Here is a 20,065-nt window from a genome sequence, read left to right as displayed (position 1 = left end):
GTAACACGAAACGTGCGGCCGGTTTGATCCGCCTCAAAGCGCGGCTGCGCCCATCGCGCTTGGATGGGACTTGCTCGGAAACAGCCGGCAAACGGGAGAAGGCGTCACATGGGCTACAAAGATATCCTGGTGTTCCTCGACGGTTCCGTCGGAAACGCGGCGCGGGTGGATTTTGCTCTCTCGCTGGCAAAAGCACACGGCGCAAGATTGACTGGCGTCGACGTCGACTCCGCTGCAGCTTTCGCCGGCGAGTGGTCTGAACGCGCGAAATCGCTTGAAGAGACATTTCACGCCAGTGCGAACCGATTTGGTGTCGACGTTCGCTTCAAGGTCGCGGATCGTACCTCCCAGGAATGGAAGAACTACTATACACCCTATGCAGACCTGGTGATTGCCACCCAGCCCCACCGTGAGGTCGCCGACATGATCCTGCCTGAGGTGCCCGGGGATTTGTTGACGTCGGCAGGTGTGCCGATGATCCTGCTGCCACGCGACTGGCGGCCGAGACCCGTCGGGGAAGAAGTCGTGATTGCCTGGTCACCGAGCGGGCAAGCCTCCCGTGCGGTGCATGATGCGATGCCCCTTTTGACCCGAGCGCGGAAAGTGACGGTGTTCGCGTTCGCTCCGCCGGCCGATATAAAGGATACGGATATCGAATTGCTGCGCGATCATCTGCTTGCCCATGGCGTCAAAGCCGAGACCGACCGGTGGACGGACAGCGGCGACCTGTCGGCAATCGAGGCGCTGTTCGCTTCGCGCGCTGCGGAGGACGCCGACCTGATCGTGGCCGGCGCATATAGCCATTCGCGAATCCGTGAGGCCTTGTTCGGCGGAATGACCAAATCCCTGCTCGAGCAATTCTCGCTGCCGGTGTTCGTCTCGCACTGAATGTGCAATTGGCTGCGCAAATAGCCGAGCGATGCCCTGCGCGGCTTGCTACGATTTATGGCGAATGATGGCTGCTCCGATGAGGTCCTCCGGGGGCGGGGGGTTGTAATATCATTTTATCGATTGCTGATGCTGCGCAAGAAGGACCAGGCCGAGCGCCAGGAAGAGGAAACCATCCTCAATCTGTACAAGGCCGCACTCGGCATGGTGTAAGACTAGCCGGCCCCGGCACCGAAGCGGGTGCCGGAGATACGGTTTGAGCCATGAGCGAATTCGATTTCGGCGCCCGCCGCGCCTCTGAATTCCGCCAGCGCGGCTTCTGGACGCTGTTCGCCGAGCGGCATCCGGAAGAAAGGGCTCTGATGGCGAGGCGCGGCCCCTGGTTCTGGCAGCGCGGGCTGCCCGACTTCGCCTTGGTCCTTTCCATGTATGTCGCGCCGGCGCAGAACCATGTCGGCGTCTTCTTCGGCCGCAACGAGAAGTTCGGCGCCACGCAAGCCTGGTCGCGGTTGAAGCCGTTCCAGCCGGCGATCGAAGCCAGGCTGAAGCTCAAGCCGGAACAGAGTTGCGAGGGCCTCGGCATCAATTCGATGTGGCGGGTGAATTGTTATGCCGAGGACAATTGGCCCGCCATGGCCGACTGGCTGGTGACCGAATGCTCGCGTATCGAGCACGCGGTGACAGAAGTCCTGGGACAGGGGTAGATATCAGGTGTTGCCAAAAGGCGTCGGATCCTTCTTTCGCTCACGCTGGCAAGGGCTGGTGCCGCTCGACCGGCTGTTCTGGCGCGATCTTGTCCTTGTAGGCACGGCGATCAGCCTCGCCGCATCAGCGCTGGCGCTCGGCCTGCTCGGGTTGAAGTTGCCGCTCGGCCTTGTGCTGGCGGTGCATTTCGCGTCGGTGCCCTACAGCCTGTTCCTGACCATGGCCGTGTGGCGAACTACCGAAAAGATTACCGGTGCCAAGGCCTGGATAATGACGCTGGGCGCCACGCTGTGGCTGGTGGCGATGATCCTGGTCTGATCGTCTGCCCGAGGCGCGACGGATATTCCAACAAAAAAGGGCGGCCGAAGCCGCCCTCTCGTATTGCCGAACCCGGATGGCTCAAGCCGCCGGCTCGAATTTCAGCGCCACGCCGTTGATGCAATAGCGTAGGCCGGTCGGCGGCGGGCCGTCCTCGAAGACATGGCCGAGATGGCTGCCGCAGCGGGCGCAGTGGCATTCGGTACGGACCATGCCGTAGCTGCGATCGACGGTGTTTTCGACCGAGCCCGGCACCGGGTCGTTGAAGCTCGGCCAGCCGGTGCCGCTCTCGAACTTCAGCTTGGATTCAAACAAGGGCTGGTCGCAGCCGACGCAGGAAAAAGTGCCGGCGCGCTTCTCGTAGAGCAAGGCGCAGCTTCCCGGCCGCTCGGTGCCGTGGCCGCGCATGACGGCATATTGCTCCGGCGTCAGCCGGGCGCGCCATTCGGCGTCGGTACGGGTTACGGGGTAGGTGTGGGTGTCCATCTGATCTCCTCAGCCTTGCCGGCTCGTTGTTGATTGCAACCTCATATTCGCACCAAGATAGGCATTTGTTACGGCATTTGCCCGCATTTTCGATCGTGACCTTATCCGATAGCTGCGAGATAACGGGCGACCGATGTGCCTAATGCCGCTTTTGCATCCCCAATGACATTCTGGCCCCACCATGCGCCGTAGATATGGTCGAACTGGAACGACTCCAGTGCCGCCGCGATGCGGCGCACCGCTGTCGCGTTGAGCGGAATCTGGTTCGGGTAGCTGTACATGAAGCTGACATGGCGGCGGGTCGGCGTCACCTGCAATATGTCGCCGGATAGCAAGGCGTTGCCGCCATCGCGTTTCCAATGCAGCACCTGGCCGCCGGCGAAGTGGCCGCCGCAGCGGATGAGCTTTAGCGAAGAGTTTCTGGCCAGCGTCCCCCCCTCCCAACTGACGATCGCCTTGTGAGGCCGCATGATCCAGCGGCGGTCGTCGGCGTGGAGATAGATAGGCACACCGCCAAACGCCTCGCTCCAACAGGCCAGCACCGAATAATAATGACAGTGCGAGATGGCGATCGCTGTCAGGCCGCCGCGGCGGTTGATCTCGACCACCGCTTCGTCGGTCACCATCGAGATGCAGTCCCACAGCACATTACCGTGCGGCGTCTGCGCCAGCAGCGCCCGCTGGCCGATGGCGAAGCGCGGCTCGATGCCGAAGGCGAGCACGCCGGCATCGTCCTTCATCACAAGCCGATGCCCTTCAGCAAGTTCCTGCGGCGTGATCCAAGCCTGCCCATCCCAGCGCACATATTGCCGCTCGTCCTCGCAGATCGGGCAGTGCTCCGGCGGCGTCTCGGTCGCCGCGAATTGGACGCCGCATTGCAGGCAGAGAAAGCAGGTCATTTCCTGACGATCCATTCAATGCTTCCTTGAAAGCTGCTTCGTCGCGCCTTCCAGCCCAGTCAAGGTCAGCGGGAACATGCGGCCGCCAAAGATGTCGCGGATCATCACGATCGAATGGGTAAAGCCCCAATTCTTAGGGTTTTCTGGGTTCAGCCATACCGCGTTCGGCCATTGCCGCAGCAGGCGACCGAGCCAGACGGCTCCGGCCTCCGGATTCCAGTGCTCGACCGAACCGCCGGGATGGGCGATCTCGTAGGGGCTCATCGAGGCGTCGCCGACGACGATCACCTTGTAGTCCGGCCCGTATTTGCGGAGCAGGTCGAAGGTCGGAATCACCTCGGCATGCCTGCGGCGATTGTCCTTCCACACGCCCTCATAGAGGCAATTGTGGAAATAGAAATATTCGAGCTGGCGGAACTCGGCGCGGGCGGCCGAAAACAGCTCCTCGACGCTCTTGACGTGGTCATCCATCGAGCCGCCGACATCGAAGAACATCAGGAGCTTCACGGCGTTGCGCCGTTCCGGCCGCGTCTGCACGTCGAGATAGCCGTGCTCGGCGGTGGCGTGGATGGTGCCGGGCAGGTCGAACTCCTCCTCGGCGCCCTCGCGCACCCAGCGGCGCAGGCGCTTCAGTGCGATCTTGATGTTGCGGGTGCCGAGCTCGACCGCATCGTCGAAATTTTTGAATTCCCGCTTGTCCCAGACTTTGACCGCGCGGCGGTTGCGGCTTTCATGCTGGCCGATGCGCACCCCTTCGGGATTGTAGCCATAGGCGCCGAAGGGCGAGGTGCCGCCGGTACCGATCCATTTCGAGCCGCCCTGGTGACGGCCTTTTTGCTCCTCGAGTCGCTGCTTCAGGGTCTCCATCAGTTTCTCGAAACCGCCGAGCGCCTCGACCAGCTTTTTCTCCTCGTCGGTCAGGTGCTTTTCGGCGAGGCGGCGCAACCATTCCTCGGGGATGTTGGCGACATCGACGGCATCCGGCCCGCCCAGCGCTTCGATGCCCTTGAAGACATGCGCAAACACCTGGTCGAAGCGGTCGATATGGCGCTCGTCCTTCACCAGCGCCGCACGGGCGAGGTAATAAAAACCTTCGACGTCATAATCGACCAGCCCGGCTTCCAGCCCTTCCAGCAGCGACAGATATTCCCGCAGCGAGACGGGAACACGTGCTGCCTTCAGTTCGAGGAAGAAGGGGATGAACATGGTCTATCCATCGAAGAGGGAAGTCGGCAAGGCGCGAAACCATCGTCTGGCGGGCAATATCGGGAAGTCGACGAGATCCTGGCGGCCGAGCCGCAGGAGTTCTCGCAGGAAGGTGCCGCTATCCTCCTGGTGGTTGCGATAGGCAACCGCCAGTTCGTTCAATTTCGCAGGCGTTTGCGTGACCTCGTCAGTCATGTTGTCACCAATTGCCTCCGCTACAGCGGACACGGAGCTGGTCAGTTCGCTAAAATGTTCCGGGACACACAGAATCCTTCCAATGTGCCCGAGTTCGTGGAGTTCGTAGTTCAGCTGATGACACAGACCATCCAGATGAGCATATTGATAGCGTGGATGGGTTGGGTCCAGCAGGAATGCGACCTCACTGCCATCGACGTCATGGGATAGATTGCCAAAACCATACACCCAAGCTTCAGGGTTGGCGGGTTCCCGCTGCCGCCACTCCTGCCAGAGTGGCCCGATCAGGCGCTGAAATGCTTGTTCAGGCAATTGCCAGTTGTCTGGTGCAGGCCAACGATTCCAGTAGCGTTCGATTGCGCCGATGAGATGCCGGACGACCGACAGACGAACCTCAAACGGATCCGAAACGATCTGTTCGATGAAAGCATCAAGTTGCGCAAAGGATTGTTTTCTCAGCCCGCGCTCCCGCAACTCAAGATACGCGATGTAGCTGGCATAGAGCGGCTGGAACTCGCTTTCCTGCAAGACAGCGCGGATGCGTTCCAGCGCTTCAAACCGGTCAGCGTTCCAGATCAGCCTTGTGCGCTCTGCCGGCGATTTCATTACAGCAGGTCATACTCAATGAAGCCCGTCCGCCGCGCGACATGATCGTAGAGCTTGCGCGCGGTGGTGTTGGTTTCGTGGGTCATCCAGTAGACGTTCTTGACGCCGATCTTGCCGGCTTCCTGCTTCACCGCTTCGATGAGCGCCGCGCCGATACCTTTGCCGCGCACGTCGAGGTCGGCGAACAGGTCCTGCAGATAGCAGTTGTTTTTCTCCGACCAGCCGGAGCGGTGGTAGAGATAGTGGGTAAGACCAACCGCCTTGCCGTCGAGCGTGGCGATGAAACCTTTCGGCTCGAACTCGCCTTCCGTGAACAGTCGTTTCCAGGTGATGGCGTAGACCTCTTGCGGCAGCACCGTCTCGTAGAAGGCGAGGTAGGCGGTCCACAGCCGCTGCCAGTCTGCGTGGTCGCTCTGCGCCAGCGGGCGCACGGTGATTTCGGTCATTCCGGTTCCTCCAAAAGCCTGATCCGTTGCGATGGAATCAGATCGCATCCAGCTTCGCCTAAACGATCGGCGAATTGTACTCGCGAAATGCGGTCGCCAGCATATGCAGCGCCTCACGCGCTCGCGGCGCCAGTGTGTGCGAATGCAGGACCACTTCGGAAGGAGAAATTGCTGGCAGGCCGAGCTTGCGGCCGACCTCGATCAGACCGGGCGGAGCGACGCGGTGGGCCAGCGCCGAGACGGCAAAGCCCGCCGATACTGCAATGTTGACGGCTGCGCCGCCGCCGCCGACGAAGGCCTCCTCCCAGGCGATGCCTGCTTTGTCCAGCGCCTCGATTGCCCGCACACGGTCCGGGCAGCTGCATATGGTGCTTAGAAGAGCAAGACGTAGCGGGGTTTCGCGCTGCCATTCGAAGGAAGGCGCCGCGAACCAGCCATAGTGGTTGCGCGACAAGGTCCGGCCCGGGCGGCTGTCGCCTTCGCGGTGCACGATGACCGCATCGAGCTCGCCGTGATCGAAAGCTTCCTTCAGCACGGTGCTGGTGTCGATCCTCAGACTGAGCGTGAGCGACGGATCGTGCGCATGCAACTGGGCGATCAGCACGGAAAGCTCAGGCCCCGCGGCATGATCGACGAAGCCGAGCGCAAGCCGGCACGGTGCCGCGGAAAACTCGGCCATTGCGCGTTCATGGGCGGCAAGAAAGTCGCGCGCTGACGGGAGGAAAACAGCCCCCTTTGCCGACAGGCTGACGCGGCGCGGTGTGCGTTCGATCAGCCGCGCTCCCAGCTTTTCCTCAAGACGGCGCAGCTTGACGCTGATCGTCGCCTGGGTGCTGCCGAGCGCTGCGGCGGCACGGGTAAAGCTCTTGAGATCGGCCACCATCACGAAGGTGCGAACGGCATCGACATCAAGGGTGGTCATTCCAGCCATTCCATTTTGTCATTTCTGAAATAGACAAGCATAGCCTTTTTTCATGGTCAAGCCTCGTCTATGTCATCTCCAGCAGTTTGAAAAGTATTGCCTACAGCTCCGACAGAAAGTGATCGATATGAGGTTTGACCGAAACACCGTTGCGCTTGCGGGGGCTTGCCTTGCCTCGCTGCTGTTTGGCCTCGAAATCTCAAGTGTCCCGGTGATCCTGCCGAAGCTGGAAAGCGTGCTCGCCGCCGACTTCAGGGATTTGCAGTGGATCATGAACGCCTACACCATTGCCTGCACCACAGTGCTGATGGCGACGGGGACGTTGGCCGACCGTTTCGGCCGCAAACGCGTGATGGTGATCACCACCATCGCTTTCGGCGCCGCCTCCCTGCTGTGCGGCCTGGCTCCCAGTGCTCCGCTTCTGATCGTCGCACGCTTTTTGCAAGGGCTGGCGGGAGGGGCGATGTTCACCTGCAGCGTGGCCGTGCTGTCCCACCAGTTTCAAGATGGCGGTGAACGCGGCAAGGCCTTCGTTGCCTGGAGCGTCGTCTCCGGCATCGGGCTCGGTTTTGGCCCCGCCATTGGTGGGTTGATCGTCGCCTTCTCGAGCTGGCAATGGGTGTTCCTCATCCATGTGCCCTTGGCGATCCTTGCGCTGGTCTTCATCGGCGCCGGTGTCACGGAATCACGCGATCGAAATGCCCAGAAGCTTGATCGGGCGGGCATCTTGACGCTTTCGCTTGCGGTGTTCGGCTTCTCCTATCTGATCACGCAAGGCGCCGATCTCGGGTCGGGCGCCCGCATCGGAGTGACCATTGCGGCCGCACTGTCCTTCATCGCGTTCCTTGTTGCCGAGAAGATCAGTCCCTATCCGATGTTCGATTTCTCCGTCTTCCGCATCCGCCAGTTTTCGGGAGCGATCATGGGCGGCATCGGCATGAATTTCAGCTATTGGCCGTTCATCATCTATCTGCCGATCTATTTCTCCGGAGTTCTGGGCTACGACAGCACCACGACCGGCCTGTTGCTGCTCGTCTACACGCTTCCCCTGATGCTTATGTCGTCCACTGCCGAGGGCCTGCGGGCGCGCTATCAGGCGCGGATCGCCATTCCGCTCGGGCTGTTGACATTGGGGATCGGCTTTATCGCCATGCGGATAGGGTCCGGGCTGGAGGGAGCCAATTGGCTGACCATGCTGCCGGGCACGCTGATTGCCGGCATCGGCATCGGCCTGACCAATTCACCGACCACCAACACCACCACCGGCTCGGTGTCACCGGATCGCGCCGGCATGGCTTCGGGCATCGACATCAGCGCGCGCCTGATCACGCTCGCCATCAACATTGCGGTGCTGGGCCTGCTGCTGACGCTGGGGATTGCCTCTTATCTCAGAAATGCATTTGGCGCGGCTTTCGACGCCAATGAACTGCGCGCGCTGGCGGAAAAGATCGCCACCGGAAATCTCGATGGCCTGACGCAATACGCGCCCAGGCTGGCGACACTCGACCCGTCCGGCACCATCGTGCACGACGCCCTGGTCAACGGTTTTGGCTGGGTCATGCTCTATAGCGGGATCGGCGTTCTTGTCCTTGCCGCCATCAGCTTCATCATCTTCGGTGCGAAGGCTGTCGCGCCGCAAGCGGCAAGCGGGCATTCTTCGGCTCAGACCGCGAGCGAGGCCTGCCCGTAAGGGCCTCGCCCGGTGACGTCGCTTGCCGCAGCGCTAGAGCCCTAGCCCTGCCTTCGCGCCATGAAGGCCAGCCGCTCGAACAGGTGCACGTCCTGTTCGTTCTTCAACAGCGCCCCATGCAGCTTGGGCAGCGCGTTCTTCGGATCGGCACGCAAATCCTCCGGCGCGATGTCGTCGGCGACCAGCAGCCTTATCCAGTCGAGCGCCTCGGAGGTCGACGGCTTCTTCTTCAGCCCCGGCACATCGCGGATCTCGTAGAACTGGGTGAGCGCCGCGCGCACCAGGTTCTGCTTGATGCCGGGATAGTGGACATCGACAATTCTGTGCAGCGTCTCGACGTCGGGAAAGCGGATGTAGTGGAAGAAGCAGCGTCGCAGGAACGCGTCTGGCAGCTCCTTCTCGTTGTTGGAGGTGATGATGACGATCGGCCTGACGGCAGCACGGATCGTCTCGCCGGTCTCGTAGACGAAGAACTCCATCCGATCGAGTTCCTGCAGGAGGTCGTTGGGGAATTCGATGTCGGCCTTGTCGATCTCGTCGATCAGAAGCACGACCTTCCTGCCCGCCGCGAACGCCTCCCACAATTTGCCGCGCTTGATGTAGTTCTTGATGTCGTTGAACCTGATATCGCCAAGCTGGCTGTCGCGCAGGCGCGAGACGGCGTCATATTCGTAAAGGCCCTGCTGCGCCCTGGTGGTCGACTTGACGTGCCATTCGATGAGGTCGAGGCCAAGGGCGGCCGCCACCTGGCGCGCGAGTTCCGTCTTGCCGGTGCCGGGCTCGCCCTTGACCAGCAAGGGCCGCTCCAGTGCGATCGCGGCGTTGACGGCCACCATCAGATCCTTGTCGGCGACATAGGCCGCCGTGCCTTCGAAACGCATTTTTGCTCCTTGGTTGGTCATCGCGACCGTAAGGACGCGGCTCAGCCTGTGCAAGGGTGAGGTGTTGGCGGCGGCGAGGGCCTGAACCCGATACGGAAAGAATGCCCGTCTCACTGGCGCTTGGTCGACCGGGAGCCTATATTGGCTGGGACGGTCTGTGCTTCCCGGCAGGAGAACATTTTCCCCGGGGCCTTAACGATCCTTAGGGAGCTGTCCCTGGGAAGACCCGTGGGTTTTCTCACACGGCGCCCACCTACTTTGTAGGTTCCCGGGATCGCTCTCTCCACCGGTTGTGTGGATCGTCACTTATCGAAAAAGCCATATTTGGCGGATTTCGTCGTCGCGCCGCTTTGTGCGGTGCTCACGAACGAAAAGTTCGCTCCGCTCCTCCAAAACGTCGCTCCTAAAACTCCATCCAAATCTGACCTTTTCTATCGTCGGCGCATGACATCCTCGAAAGATCTGAAAAAGCAGCTTCGACGCGAGGCCCTCGGGCGCCGCGATGCGCTCGATGAATTCTGGCGGGTGGAGGTCGCACTTGAAATGGCCGAGACGGCGCGCGATCACCTCGTCGTCGAGCCGGGCCAGATCGTTTCCGGTTTCTGGCCGATGCGTTCCGAAGTCGACGTTCGGCCGCTGATGTTCGCCTTGCGCGAAAAGGGCGCACGGCTTTGCCTGCCGGCCATTCTCGACAAGACCACCATCGTTTTTCGCGAACTGGTGCGCGGCGCGCCGATGGTCGAAATGGGCTTCGGCACGGTCGGTCCGCACGAAGAAGCCGAGGTGCTCGATCCCGCAGTGATGCTGGTGCCGCTTGCCGCTTTCGATGCGCGCGGCCATCGCATCGGCTATGGCGCCGGCTACTACGACCGGGCCATCGCCAGGCTGATCGACAAGGGAAAGCCGCCGCGGCTGATCGGCATTGCCTTCGACTGCCAGGAAGTGGCGCTGGTACCGGATGAGAACCACGACGTCATCATTCCGGAAATACTGACCGAGAGCGGGTTGCGTCGCTTCGCGCCAAAATTGTAGATAAGTACAAGGGACGCATGATCTTTCACTGGCGTCACGCAGCTTTCGCTGACCTTCGGTGCGGGATCATATGAGACTTCTCTTCCTCGGTGACATGGTTGGAAAGACGGGACGCACGGCGGTGTGGGAACAGCTGCCTGGCCTGATCTCCGACTTCAAACTCGATTTCGTCATCGTCAACGGCGAGAACGCCGCCGGCGGATTCGGCATCACCGAAGAGATCTTTCGCGAAACCATCGCGGCCGGTGCTGATGTCGTCACCACCGGAAACCATGTCTGGGACCAGCGCGACGCTCTCGCCTTCGCGCCGCGCGAAGAGCGCTTTCTGCGCCCCTCCAACTTTCCCAAGGGCACGCCCGGGCGCGGCTCCGGGGTCTACATCGCCAGGAGCGGCGTGCGCGTGCTGGTCGCCAACATCATGGGCCGGGTGTTCATGCATCCCGAGCTCGACGATCCGTTCCAGGCCGGCGAACGCGAGCTTGCCGCCTGCCCGCTAGGCGAGCAGGCGGATGCCGTGATTATCGACTTCCACGCCGAGGCGACCTCGGAAAAGATGTGCTTTGCGCATTTCGTCGACGGCCGCGCCAGTCTCGTCGTCGGCACCCACACCCACCAGCCGACCGGCGATCACCAGATCCTCAATGGCGGCACCGGTTATATTTCCGACGCAGGCATGTGCGGCGACTATGATTCCTCGCTCGGCATGGACAAGGAGGAACCGCTCAACCGGTTCCTGTCGAAAGTGCCGAAAGGGCGTTTCGAGGCAGCCAACGGACCAGCGACATTGTGCGGGGTCGGCGTCGACATTTCCGACCGCACGGGGCTGGCCGAGCGGATCGCGCCGTTTCGTCGCGGCCCGCGGCTGGAGGAAACCGCGCCATCCTTCTGGTCGTGACATTGATATAGGCGCGCGCAGTACCTAATTGCCGGCGACACTGCTCTAGATCGTAGGGGACGACCTCCATGCAGCTCATCGAATTCCTGGCGCCGCATTTCCAATTCGTGTCCGACCCAACGGCATGGGTCGCGTTGCTGACGCTGGTGGTGCTGGAGATCGTGCTCGGCATCGACAACCTGATCTTCATCTCGATCCTGACCAACAAGCTGCCGGAAGCGCAAAGGGCCCGCGCCCGCCGCCTCGGCATCTCGGCGGCGCTGATCATGCGGCTGGTGCTGCTGGCCACCATTTCGATCATCGTCCAGTTGACGGCGCCGGTGTTCACTGCCTTCGGCCATGGCTTTTCCTGGCGCGACCTGATCCTGATCGCCGGCGGCCTGTTCCTGGTCTGGAAGGCGACCAAGGAGATCCATCACACGGTCGATCCCGACGATCACAAGGACTCGATGTTGGGCGAGACGCTGCAGATCAGCCTTGCCGGCGCGATCTTCCAGATCCTGCTGCTCGACCTGGTCTTCTCGATCGATTCGATCATCACCGCCGTCGGCATGACCGACGAGATCGCCATCATGTACATCGCCGTGATCGTCGCGGTGAGCGTGATGATGCTGGCGGCCGGGCCGCTTGCCAATTTCATCGCCAAGAACCCGAGCATCGTCATGTTGGCGCTGGGCTTCCTGCTGATGATCGGCATGACGCTGATCGCCGACGGCATGGGCTACCATGTGCCCAAGGGCTATATTTACGCGGCGATGGGTTTTTCGGCGCTGGTCGAAGGGCTCAACATGCTGGCGCGGCGGCGAAGGAAAGCGAAGTCGGGCGGTGGGCACTGAGGTCGCGACGGCTGGACGAATTGAGCCGATTTATCTATAAGCCGGCCATTCCGACAGAGAACGCCGTGCTTCCACGAGTTGCACCTGGGACGCTCTGAAATTTTGAATTCGGGCATTGCAGAAGACGAGGTGAGATCACTTCGCTTCGGGATGCTCTAGCCGAGAAGACGACAGGGGTGCCATGGCTGGCCATTCACAGTTCAAGAACATCATGCACCGCAAGGGCCGCCAGGATGCGGTGCGGTCGAAAATGTTTTCCAAGCTGGCGCGCGAAATCACCGTCGCCGCCAAGAGCGGGACGCCCGATCCATCGATGAACCCACGCCTGCGCCTGGCCGTGCAGAACGCCAAGGCGGTGTCGATGCCGAAGGACAACATCCAGCGCGCTATCAACAAGGCCTCGATGGGCGATGCCGAGAACTACGAAGCCGTGCGCTACGAGGGCTATGGTCCAGGCGGCGTCGCCGTCATCGTCGAAGCGCTGACCGACAACCGCAACCGTTCGGCCTCGAACGTGCGCGCCGCCTTCACCAAAGCCGGCGGGGCGATGGGCGAAACCGGCTCGGTGTCGTTCATGTGGGACCGCGCCGGCGAGATCTACTATCCGGCATCGGCCGGCAGCGCCGACAAGATCATGGATGCGGCGATCGAAGCCGGCGCCGATGATGTGGAGTCGGATGAGGAAGGCCATACAATCTACTGTGCCTTCGAAAATCTCGGCGAAGTGTCGAAGGCGCTGGAAGGCGCGCTCGGCGAGGCTGAATCGGTGAAACCGATCTGGCGGCCGCAAAACAATGTTCCGGTTGACGAGGAGCGAGCACAGTCGCTGATGAAGCTGGTTGCCACGCTCGAGGATGACGATGACGTGCAGAGCGTCTACGCCAACTTCGAAGTCGACGACGAGACCATGGCCAAGCTCAGCGCGGCATGAGTGAAGCTCAGCCTGGCATGAGCGGAGCTCAGCTAGAGACATAAGCGGAGCTTGGTCTGACATGAGCGAAAAAGCGCTTCCCGCCATCCGCATCACTTATTGCACGCAGTGCCAGTGGCTGCTGCGTGCAGGCTGGATGGCGCAGGAGCTGCTGTCGACTTTCGGCACCGATCTCGGCGAGGTGACGCTGGTGCCCGGCACTGGCGGCATCTTCACTATTTCCTGCAATGAAACGCTGATCTGGGACCGCAAGCGCGATGGCGGCTTTCCGGACGCGGCCAAGCTCAAGCAGCTGGTCCGTGATGTCATCGACCCGGATCGCGATCTCGGCCATGCCGGCCGCAAGGGTCACACGTCAAAAGACCAGACGCAGAAGGACCCCGCCTGAGCGGGGTCTTTTGTGTATCGTGGGCGCCCAGCCGGCAGCGCAGCCGCGAGCGGGTCGAACGCATGCTGGCCGCGGCCTCGGCGCTGATTGCCGAGCAAGGCAGCGATGCCATGCGCATGGGTGAGGTGGCGGAACGGGCAGGGGTGTCGATCGGTTCGCTCTACCAGTTCTTTCCGGACAAGCGGGCGATCATCTGGGCCCTGGCCGAGCGCTACACCGCCGAGAGCCAGGTCTGCATCGCCGCAGCACTGGCTGACGTCAGCGACGCAGAAGGGCTGGGCCAAGCGTTTTCGGGACTGGTCGATATCTACTACGGATTGTTCCTGGCGGAGCCGGTGATGCGTGACATCTGGTCAGGCACGCAGGCCGACAAGGCACTGCGCCAGCTGGAACTCGCCGACAGCCGGGCCAATGCCGAATTCCTCACCGCGGTGCTGAAACGGCTGCGGCCGGCAGCCGATCCGGCGGCGCTGGAAACCACGGCGTTCCTCGTCTGGCAAATGGGCGAAGCCGCCATGCGGCTGGCGATTTCCGTCGAGCGGCAGGAGGGCGACAGGCTGGTCGCCGCCTACAAGCGCATGGCGCTCAGGGAATTGCTGGCTGAATAGGGCCGTGGAACCGTGTCACAGGCTTAAAATCGCAACAAAAAACCCGCCTCGTGAGCGGGTTTCTGATTGCGGAGCGCTGTTTGGTTTAGAGGCCGAAACCTTCGAAACGCTTCTTGAACTTCGACAGGCGGCCGCCACGGTCGAGCAGGGTCTGCTGGCCGCCGGTCCAGGCCGGGTGGGTAGTCGGGTCGATATCGAGGTTCATCGTATCGCCTTCCTTGCCCCAGGTCGAACGGGTCATGTATTCGGTGCCGTCGGTCATGACGACCTTGATGGTGTGGTAATCGGGATGAATGTCGGTCTTCATGGGCTCGGTTCCTGGCTTGCCGGCGCTGGCGACGGGCATAAGCCTGCGTCGATGCGCCCCTTTTTAAAACTCGAAGCCGCAGCTATTGAGGAGCCACGGCTTCTAAAACGGTCGGCGAGCCTATACATCAGCCGGAATTGAATCACAAGGCCGCGGCAAGCGCATATTGAGGCGCGGACCCCAAGGGCGGCTAGAGGAACATCGGGATGGCGCAAATCAGCAGCGCAGACGAGCGCAGGCGCTCGCTCAAGCCGCTCAGGCGCCTGTTTCCTTACATCACGCAGTATCGCAGGCTGGTCATCGGCGCCATCATCTCGCTGGTCATCGCCGCGACGACGACACTGGCGCTGCCGCTGGCGGTGCGACGCATGATCGATCATGGCTTCTCGTCGTCCAGCCCAACCTTCATCGCCGAATATTTCGCCGCGTTGGTGGCGATGGCCGCCCTGCTGGCGGCGGCATCGGCCGGACGCTACTATTTCGTCATCACGCTCGGCGAGCGCGTCGTCGCCGACATCCGCCGCGATGTCTTTGCCCATGTCACGACGCTGTCGCCGTCCTTCTTCGACACCGCCCAGTCGGGCGAAATCGTGTCGCGGCTCGCCGCCGACACGACGCAGGTCAAGTCGGCGGTCGGGGCGACGGCCTCGGTGGCGCTGCGCAACCTCATCCTCGGCCTCGGCGCGGTGGGGATGATGGTCATCACCAGCCCGAAACTGTCCGGCCTGGTCATTGCCGCCATACCCGTCATCGTGCTGCCGCTGGTCGCCTTTGGCCGCTCGGTGCGGCGCAAGTCGCGACAGGCGCAGGATACGCTTGCCGATGCCACCGCCTATGCCAGCGAGCAGATAGGCGCGGTGCGCACCTTGCAGGCCTTCACCAATGAGAAGCTGGTCACCGGGCGTTTCTCGGCCGCGGTGGAAGCTGCCTTCGAAGCGGCGCGCTCCTCGATCTTCGCGCGCTCCTTCCTCACCTTCTTTGCCATTTTCACCATCTTCTCGTCCGTCGTGGCGGTGCTGTGGTTCGGTTCGCGCGACGTGCTCGAAGGCTCGATATCGCCGGGCACGCTCGGTCAGTTCCTGCTGTATTCGGTGTTTGCCGCCGGCGCGCTGGGCGCCCTATCGGAAGTCTGGGGCGAGCTTGCGCAGGCGGCGGGCGCAGCCGAACGGCTGACCGAGATCCTGGCAGAGAAGCCGGCGATCCAGGCTCCGGCCGATCCGAAGCCGCTGCCTGCGGTCGCCAAGGGTGCGATCGTCTTCGACAATGTCTCCTTCTCATACCCGGCAAGGCCCGACCGCGCTGCCGTCCATGGCTTGAGCTTTCAGGTCATGCCCGGCGAGACGGTGGCGATCGTCGGCCCGTCAGGGGCCGGCAAGAGCACGGTCTTTTCGCTGATCCTGCGTTTCTACGATCCCGAAACCGGCAAGATCCTGATCGACGGCGTCGATGTGCGCGAGGCCGATCCTGTTTCCGTCCGCGAGCGCATCGCCATCGTGCCGCAGGACGTCACCATCTTTGCGGCAAGCGCGCGGGACAATATCGGTTTCGGCAGGCCGGGAGCCAGCAAGGCCGAGATCGAGACGGCGGCGAAAGATGCGCTTGCCGACGAATTCATCCTCAAGCTCGAAAACGGCTATGACAGTCAGGTCGGCGAGCGCGGCGTGACGCTGTCCGGCGGCCAGCGCCAGCGGGTGGCGATCGCCCGCGCCATCCTGCGCGACGCGCCGATCCTGCTGCTCGACGAGGCCACCTCGGCGCTCGACGCCGAAAGCGAGACGCTGGTGCAGATGGCGCTGGAACGCCTGATGCAGGGCCGCACCACCATCGTCATCGCCCATCGCCTGGCAACGGTGCTGAAGGCCGACAGGATCCTGGTCATGGATGGCGGCTCGATCGTCGAGGAGGGCACGCATCAGAGCCTGGTCGCCAAGGGCGGCATCTATGCGCGGCTGGCCAAGCTGCAGTTCGAAACCGGCGCCAGCGCCTTCAGAGGGGCGGCGGAGTAGTCAGAACCATCTGCGTTCCTGATGTGCCGACCGTCCTTACGCGGCTCCGTATCGCTGCTTCAGATGGTTCACGAAATAGGTGGCGTTGAGCTTTTCGCCGGTGGCGCGTTCGAGCAGGTCCGGCGTCGACCAGCGTGACCCCTGCGACCAGATCTTTTGGCGGCGCCAGTCGTTGATCGCCTCGAAATTGCCCTTGGCGAGGTCCTCATCGGCGGCAGGATGTTCCCGTGTCAGCGCCGCCCATTGCTGTGCCGCCATCATCGCGCCCAGCGTGTATGACGGAAAATAGCCGAAGGCGGCGCCCGGCCAATGCACGTCCTGCCTCGGCCCGTCGGCCGGATTGTCGATGGTGGAAAGACCGAGATAGTCGCGCATCTTGGCGTCCCAGGCTTCGGGCAGGTCGGCCACTTCAAGCCTGCCCGCGACGAGCTCCTGCTCCAGTTCGTAGCGCAGGATGACATGCAGGGGATAAGTCACCTCGTCGGCATCGACACGGATCAGGCCGCGCTCGACGCGATGCACATGCGGCAGGATGTCGTCGAGCGACCAGGCTTCGCCGAGATGCTTTTCGACCACCGGCAGCGCCCAGCGCCAGAAGGCCGGGTTGCGGCCGAGCTGCTTTTCGACGAACAGGCTCTGGCTTTCATGCACGGCCATGCCGCGCGCCTTGCCGAGAGGCCAGTGCGACCATGCCTTCGGCAGGTTCTGTTCGTAGAGCGCATGGCCGGTCTCGTGCAGCACGCCCATCAGCGCCGACAGGAAATCAGACGTCTTGTAGCGGGTGGTGATGCGCACGTCGCTCGGCACGCCGCCGCAGAAAGGATGATGCGACACCGACAGCGACCCGTGCGTCAGGTCGAAGCCGACCGCCGCCATCATGGCAAGGCCGAGCTCGCGCTGCCGGTCGATCGCATAGGTGCCCGAAAGCGGTTTCAACGGGCGCTTGCGCAGCCGCGCGTCCTGGATCGCCAGCGCCTCCGGCACAAAGCTTTTCAGGAAAGCCTTGAGATCGGTGAACACAGGCGTGATGTCGGCGGTGCGGTTGCCGGGATCGTATTGCTCCATCAGCGCGTCATAGGGGGCAAGGCCGAGCACGTCGGCACGCAGCCCCGCCTCCTCGCGCACCAGCGCCACCACGCCCTCCAGCGCCGGCTGGAAGCCAGCCCAGTCGTTCTTGGCACGCAGGTCGCGCCACAGCTGCTCACAACGCATGCGCGCGGTCGTCTGGCGTTCGACGAATTCGACCGGCAGGCAGGTCAGGTTGGTGTATTGCCGCCGCAGTTCGGCGACGGCGGCGCGCTGCTCTTCACCCAACGCTTCCTGTTCGGCCACAGCGATCCAGTCCGCTATCTCCGGCGCCGTTGCCCTGGTGTGATACATGCCGGCCAGTGCCGACATCGCCTCGGCGCGCTTCTCGCCACCGCCGACGGCCATGTGGGTCGCTTCGTCGGCGCCGAGGATGGCCAGCGCATGCTCGAGCGCTTCGAGCTTGTGGCCGAGGTCATCGAGTTTCTGAAAGGACATGGCGGCTTCCGTGATTGGGGACGGCGCGAAAAGATACCAACGCAAAGGTGTTTGCAACCCTCAGGCACCAGGCGGCGGATGCATCTTGCGCAGGTAAGGTCACGCGTGAAATGCTGCCGGTGACACATGAAGGGGCGAACAACATGATCGGCAACATCCTGGTCGGGCTGGTGGCCTTGATCCATGTCTACGTCGTCTACCTGGAGATGGTGCTGTGGGACACGCCGCGCGGGCACAAGGCTTTCAATCTGACGCCCGAATTCGCCAGCGCTTCGAAGGTGCTCGCCGCCAATCAGGGGCTCTACAACGGCTTCCTCGCCGCCGGCCTGATCTGGGGGCTTTACCTCGGTACGGCCGGTTTCCAGGTCAAGCTGTTCTTCCTGTCGTGCGTGGCTGTTGCCGGCCTCTATGGCGCGGCCACGGTCGGCCGGAAGATCCTGTTCATCCAGACCGTGCCGGCGGTGATTGCCCTGATCGCGGTCTGGCTTGGCTGGTAAGCAAAGAAGGACGCCTGCGGATTTGACTCCCGAAGGCGTCAGGCGGTCCCTTCCTGTTGGACCGTCTCAGGCGCTACGATTTCAGCCGCTCGGGTAGTTACCGCCGTCGGCACCGTCGCCCATCAGGAAACACTGCCGGTATTAAGCCTCAGCTGCTGGTCGACATTGTCGAGGCGGCGCTGCAGATCATGGTATTGCGCGGCCGGTATCCTGCCATGATCCGACGCCGCGATCTTCTCGGCTGCCTGGCTAATGTGCGCCGTGCGCATTTCCAGCCGCTTGGCCACGGCCGGCGTGATGTTGTTGGCCTGCTTGGCGGCGACTATGCCTTCGCGCACGCCCTGGACCTGTTGGATGAGACCCTCGACGCGCAGGTCGGTGAAATCGGTCGGGTCGGTCGCGTCGAGAGCGCCCTTGTTGTGATGGCCGCAGCATAGGCGTCAGCAAGCGGAACGGCGATGAGGAACGCTGTGAGTGTTGCACTTCTAAGCGAGGTCTTGGGAGTGAAAGAGCGCATCACCCGTCTCCTCTTGTAGAGGAAGGCGGTGGTCGTTCCGCCTGCCTTCTGGCCGTGGGCCGTCCGGTTCCGTCGCGTCGCGATGAGGGGGATTCATCGCCGGCGGTTCTCGGCCCAGGCGGGAAGCTAGGACCGCTCTGCGACAATGTGTAATTAGAAAAAGATAATCTTTTCAGGCCTTTCCGGCTCCATTCTGCGCCCTAGAGTTGAGCCGGCGAACAAATTCGCGTGGGTTCGCGTGATGATGGATCAACGTTCGGTGAGCTTCAGTTCAATACGGCGGTTCTTGTTGCGCGCCTCTTCGGTGTCGGCGGGATCGAGCGGCTGGAACTCGCCGAAACCGGCGGCGACCAGGCGGTTGGCCGGCACGCCGTTCTCGATCAGGAATTTCACCACCGAGGTCGAACGCGCCGTAGACAGCTCCCAGTTGTCGCGGTAGCGGCCGGTGCCGGAGAGCGGCTTGTTGTCGGTATGGCCGTCGACGCGCAGCACCCAGTTGATCTCGGGCGGGATTTCCTTCTGCAGCTCGATGATGGCGTCGGCGAGTTTCTTCATCTCGACCTTGCCGGCATCGTTGATCACCTCGGAGCCGGTCGGGAACAGCACTTCCGACTGGAAGACGAAGCGGTCGCCGACGATGCGGATGTTCTCGCGGTCGGCGAGAATCTCGCGCAAGCGGCCGAAGAAGTCGGAGCGGTAGCGGTTCAATTCCTGCACACGCTGCGCAAGTGCGACGTTCAGGCGGCGGCCGAGATCGGCGATCTTGGTGTTGGAATCGCGGTCGCGGGTTTCGGAGACGTTGAGCGCATCCTCGAGCGCGCCGATCTGCTTGCGCAGAGCCGCGATCTGCTGGTTGAGGATCTCGACCTGGCTCAGCGCCTGCTGACTGATCTGGCGCTGGCTGTCGAGTTCGCCGCCGAGCGCCGCGGCGCGCTGGTTGGCGGCGTCGCCGGCACCAGCACCTTGCGCCAGCAATTGTTCGAGCCGGCTCTTCTCCGCTTCCGTTGCCGACAGGGACGCCTGCAGATTGGCCAGCGAATCATCCTTGTCCTGCGCCGTAGAGCGCTCCAGCGCCAACAACTGGGTCAGCTCGTTGATCTGCGAGTTGAGGCGCGAGAGCGCCGTATCCTTGCCGGAGATTTCGCGTCCCAGCAGGAACTGCGCCAGCACGAAGACCGTGAGCAGGAACATGATCGCCAGCAGCAGCGTCGACAGCGCGTCGACGAAGCCCGGCCAGTAGTCGATGCGGCGATCGGTGCGCCGGCCCCTGGCAAGTGCCATG

At 62.5% G+C, this 20,065-nt stretch carries 23 protein-coding genes, 1 other RNA gene and 1 pseudogene; 14 read left to right on the top strand and 11 right to left on the bottom strand.

Annotated elements, in window-relative coordinates; all coding sequences use genetic code 11:
• The first annotated feature begins 108 nt into the window (after window positions 1–108).
• The 4 genes and pseudogenes from ASD99_RS26330 to ASD99_RS26320 all read left to right on the top strand — a co-directional run bounded on the left by ASD99_RS26330 (window position 109) and on the right by ASD99_RS26320 (window position 1,911).
• The gene (locus ASD99_RS26330) at window positions 109–888 is read left to right on the top strand and encodes a universal stress protein (protein ID WP_057145373.1); all 780 of its coding nucleotides are present in this window, start codon (window positions 109–111) and stop codon (window positions 886–888) included.
• A gap of 123 nt (window positions 889–1,011) precedes the next feature.
• Window positions 1,012–1,101: pseudogene (locus ASD99_RS34995) on the top strand (GapR family DNA-binding domain-containing protein); the annotation flags it as partial.
• A 50-nt stretch (window positions 1,102–1,151) separates the two neighbouring features.
• Window positions 1,152–1,592 (top strand): hypothetical protein, encoded by a 441-nt coding sequence (locus tag ASD99_RS26325; protein ID WP_056586390.1) that lies wholly within the window; start codon window positions 1,152–1,154, stop codon window positions 1,590–1,592.
• Between the two features lie 7 nt (window positions 1,593–1,599).
• Window positions 1,600–1,911, top strand: coding sequence for a hypothetical protein (locus tag ASD99_RS26320; RefSeq protein ID WP_056586392.1), 312 nt, complete (start codon window positions 1,600–1,602; stop codon window positions 1,909–1,911).
• Between the two features lie 81 nt (window positions 1,912–1,992).
• Here ASD99_RS26320 and msrB read toward each other — a convergent pair whose 3' ends face one another.
• The 6 genes from msrB to ASD99_RS26290 form a co-directional block, all read right to left on the bottom strand.
• The gene (gene msrB, locus ASD99_RS26315) at window positions 1,993–2,397 is read right to left on the bottom strand and encodes a peptide-methionine (R)-S-oxide reductase MsrB (RefSeq protein WP_013529102.1); all 405 of its coding nucleotides are present in this window, start codon (window positions 2,395–2,397) and stop codon (window positions 1,993–1,995) included.
• Window positions 2,398–2,498: 101 nt separating this feature from the next.
• Window positions 2,499–3,296, bottom strand: coding sequence for a hypothetical protein (locus ASD99_RS26310; protein WP_057145419.1), 798 nt, complete (start codon window positions 3,294–3,296; stop codon window positions 2,499–2,501).
• Window positions 3,297–3,311: 15 nt separating this feature from the next.
• Window positions 3,312–4,502 (bottom strand): vWA domain-containing protein, encoded by a 1,191-nt coding sequence (locus tag ASD99_RS26305; RefSeq protein WP_056586402.1) that lies wholly within the window; start codon window positions 4,500–4,502, stop codon window positions 3,312–3,314.
• A 3-nt stretch (window positions 4,503–4,505) separates the two neighbouring features.
• Window positions 4,506–5,303, bottom strand: coding sequence for a hypothetical protein (locus tag ASD99_RS26300; protein ID WP_057145372.1), 798 nt, complete (start codon window positions 5,301–5,303; stop codon window positions 4,506–4,508).
• Window positions 5,303–5,749: a GNAT family N-acetyltransferase gene (locus ASD99_RS26295; protein WP_057145371.1), complete on the bottom strand. Its 447-nt coding sequence runs from the start codon at window positions 5,747–5,749 to the stop codon at window positions 5,303–5,305. Before ASD99_RS26295 ends, ASD99_RS26300 begins: the two co-directional genes overlap by 1 nt.
• Before the next feature lie 58 nt (window positions 5,750–5,807).
• Window positions 5,808–6,671, bottom strand: a complete 864-nt coding sequence (locus ASD99_RS26290; RefSeq protein ID WP_057145370.1) for a LysR family transcriptional regulator — start codon at window positions 6,669–6,671, stop codon at window positions 5,808–5,810.
• 127 nt (window positions 6,672–6,798) lie between these two features.
• Here ASD99_RS26290 and ASD99_RS26285 point away from each other — a divergent pair, with 127 nt between their 5' ends.
• Window positions 6,799–8,361, top strand: coding sequence for an MFS transporter (locus ASD99_RS26285; RefSeq protein ID WP_057145369.1), 1,563 nt, complete (start codon window positions 6,799–6,801; stop codon window positions 8,359–8,361).
• Between the two features lie 41 nt (window positions 8,362–8,402).
• Here the strand turns inward: ASD99_RS26285 and ASD99_RS26280 are convergent, their stop codons facing one another.
• A complete protein-coding gene (locus tag ASD99_RS26280) occupies window positions 8,403–9,242 on the bottom strand; it encodes an AAA family ATPase (protein ID WP_057145368.1) in 840 nt (279 codons plus the stop codon).
• Window positions 9,243–9,391: 149 nt separating this feature from the next.
• On the opposite strand from ASD99_RS26280, the gene ssrS reads away from it, so the two are divergent.
• The 7 genes from ssrS (at window position 9,392) to ASD99_RS26250 (ending at window position 13,932) form a co-directional block, all read left to right on the top strand.
• Window positions 9,392–9,547: non-coding RNA, 6S RNA (gene ssrS, locus ASD99_RS32785), on the top strand.
• 139 nt (window positions 9,548–9,686) lie between these two features.
• On the top strand, window positions 9,687–10,274 hold the full coding sequence (locus ASD99_RS26275; protein ID WP_056586876.1) for a 5-formyltetrahydrofolate cyclo-ligase: 588 nt from the start codon (window positions 9,687–9,689) through the stop codon (window positions 10,272–10,274).
• 70 nt (window positions 10,275–10,344) lie between these two features.
• Complete coding sequence (locus ASD99_RS26270; protein ID WP_057145367.1) at window positions 10,345–11,169, top strand: YmdB family metallophosphoesterase; 825 nt, start codon at window positions 10,345–10,347, stop codon at window positions 11,167–11,169.
• A gap of 68 nt (window positions 11,170–11,237) precedes the next feature.
• A complete protein-coding gene (locus tag ASD99_RS26265; RefSeq protein ID WP_056586414.1) occupies window positions 11,238–12,005 on the top strand; it encodes a TerC family protein in 768 nt (255 codons plus the stop codon).
• A gap of 181 nt (window positions 12,006–12,186) precedes the next feature.
• Complete coding sequence (locus ASD99_RS26260; RefSeq protein WP_056586417.1) at window positions 12,187–12,936, top strand: YebC/PmpR family DNA-binding transcriptional regulator; 750 nt, start codon at window positions 12,187–12,189, stop codon at window positions 12,934–12,936.
• 61 nt (window positions 12,937–12,997) lie between these two features.
• On the top strand, window positions 12,998–13,324 hold the full coding sequence (locus ASD99_RS26255; protein WP_056586420.1) for a SelT/SelW/SelH family protein: 327 nt from the start codon (window positions 12,998–13,000) through the stop codon (window positions 13,322–13,324).
• A 62-nt stretch (window positions 13,325–13,386) separates the two neighbouring features.
• The gene (locus tag ASD99_RS26250; RefSeq protein ID WP_244497906.1) at window positions 13,387–13,932 is read left to right on the top strand and encodes a TetR/AcrR family transcriptional regulator; all 546 of its coding nucleotides are present in this window, start codon (window positions 13,387–13,389) and stop codon (window positions 13,930–13,932) included.
• Between the two features lie 85 nt (window positions 13,933–14,017).
• Here the strand turns inward: ASD99_RS26250 and rpmE are convergent, their stop codons facing one another.
• On the bottom strand, window positions 14,018–14,239 hold the full coding sequence (gene rpmE, locus ASD99_RS26245) for a 50S ribosomal protein L31 (RefSeq protein ID WP_006327661.1): 222 nt from the start codon (window positions 14,237–14,239) through the stop codon (window positions 14,018–14,020).
• 206 nt (window positions 14,240–14,445) lie between these two features.
• Between rpmE and ASD99_RS26240 the strand changes: the two genes are divergently transcribed.
• Window positions 14,446–16,245: an ABC transporter transmembrane domain-containing protein gene (locus tag ASD99_RS26240; RefSeq protein WP_057145365.1), complete on the top strand. Its 1,800-nt coding sequence runs from the start codon at window positions 14,446–14,448 to the stop codon at window positions 16,243–16,245.
• Window positions 16,246–16,281: 36 nt separating this feature from the next.
• On the opposite strand, the gene ASD99_RS26235 is transcribed toward ASD99_RS26240, so the two are convergent.
• Window positions 16,282–17,769 carry a carboxypeptidase M32 gene (locus ASD99_RS26235; RefSeq protein WP_057145364.1) on the bottom strand — a complete coding sequence of 496 codons (1,488 nt, stop codon included), beginning with the start codon at window positions 17,767–17,769 and terminating at the stop codon, window positions 16,282–16,284.
• Between the two features lie 143 nt (window positions 17,770–17,912).
• On the opposite strand from ASD99_RS26235, the gene ASD99_RS26230 reads away from it, so the two are divergent.
• Entirely contained in the window at window positions 17,913–18,266 is a 354-nt protein-coding gene (locus ASD99_RS26230) for a DUF1304 domain-containing protein (protein WP_056586878.1), read from the top strand.
• A 122-nt stretch (window positions 18,267–18,388) separates the two neighbouring features.
• Here ASD99_RS26230 and ASD99_RS35535 read toward each other — a convergent pair whose 3' ends face one another.
• Both ASD99_RS35535 and ASD99_RS26220 read right to left on the bottom strand, forming a co-directional pair.
• Complete coding sequence (locus tag ASD99_RS35535; RefSeq protein WP_413813953.1) at window positions 18,389–18,604, bottom strand: hypothetical protein; 216 nt, start codon at window positions 18,602–18,604, stop codon at window positions 18,389–18,391.
• A gap of 428 nt (window positions 18,605–19,032) precedes the next feature.
• Window positions 19,033–20,064, bottom strand: a complete 1,032-nt coding sequence (locus ASD99_RS26220) for a peptidoglycan -binding protein (protein WP_056586428.1) — start codon at window positions 20,062–20,064, stop codon at window positions 19,033–19,035.
• Window position 20,065: the final 1 nt, after the last annotated feature.

The sequence above is a fragment of the Mesorhizobium sp. Root695 genome, assembly GCF_001428185.1.
GTDB lineage: Bacteria > Pseudomonadota > Alphaproteobacteria > Rhizobiales > Rhizobiaceae > Mesorhizobium.
This window is presented reverse-complemented; position numbering and strand designations above follow the sequence as displayed.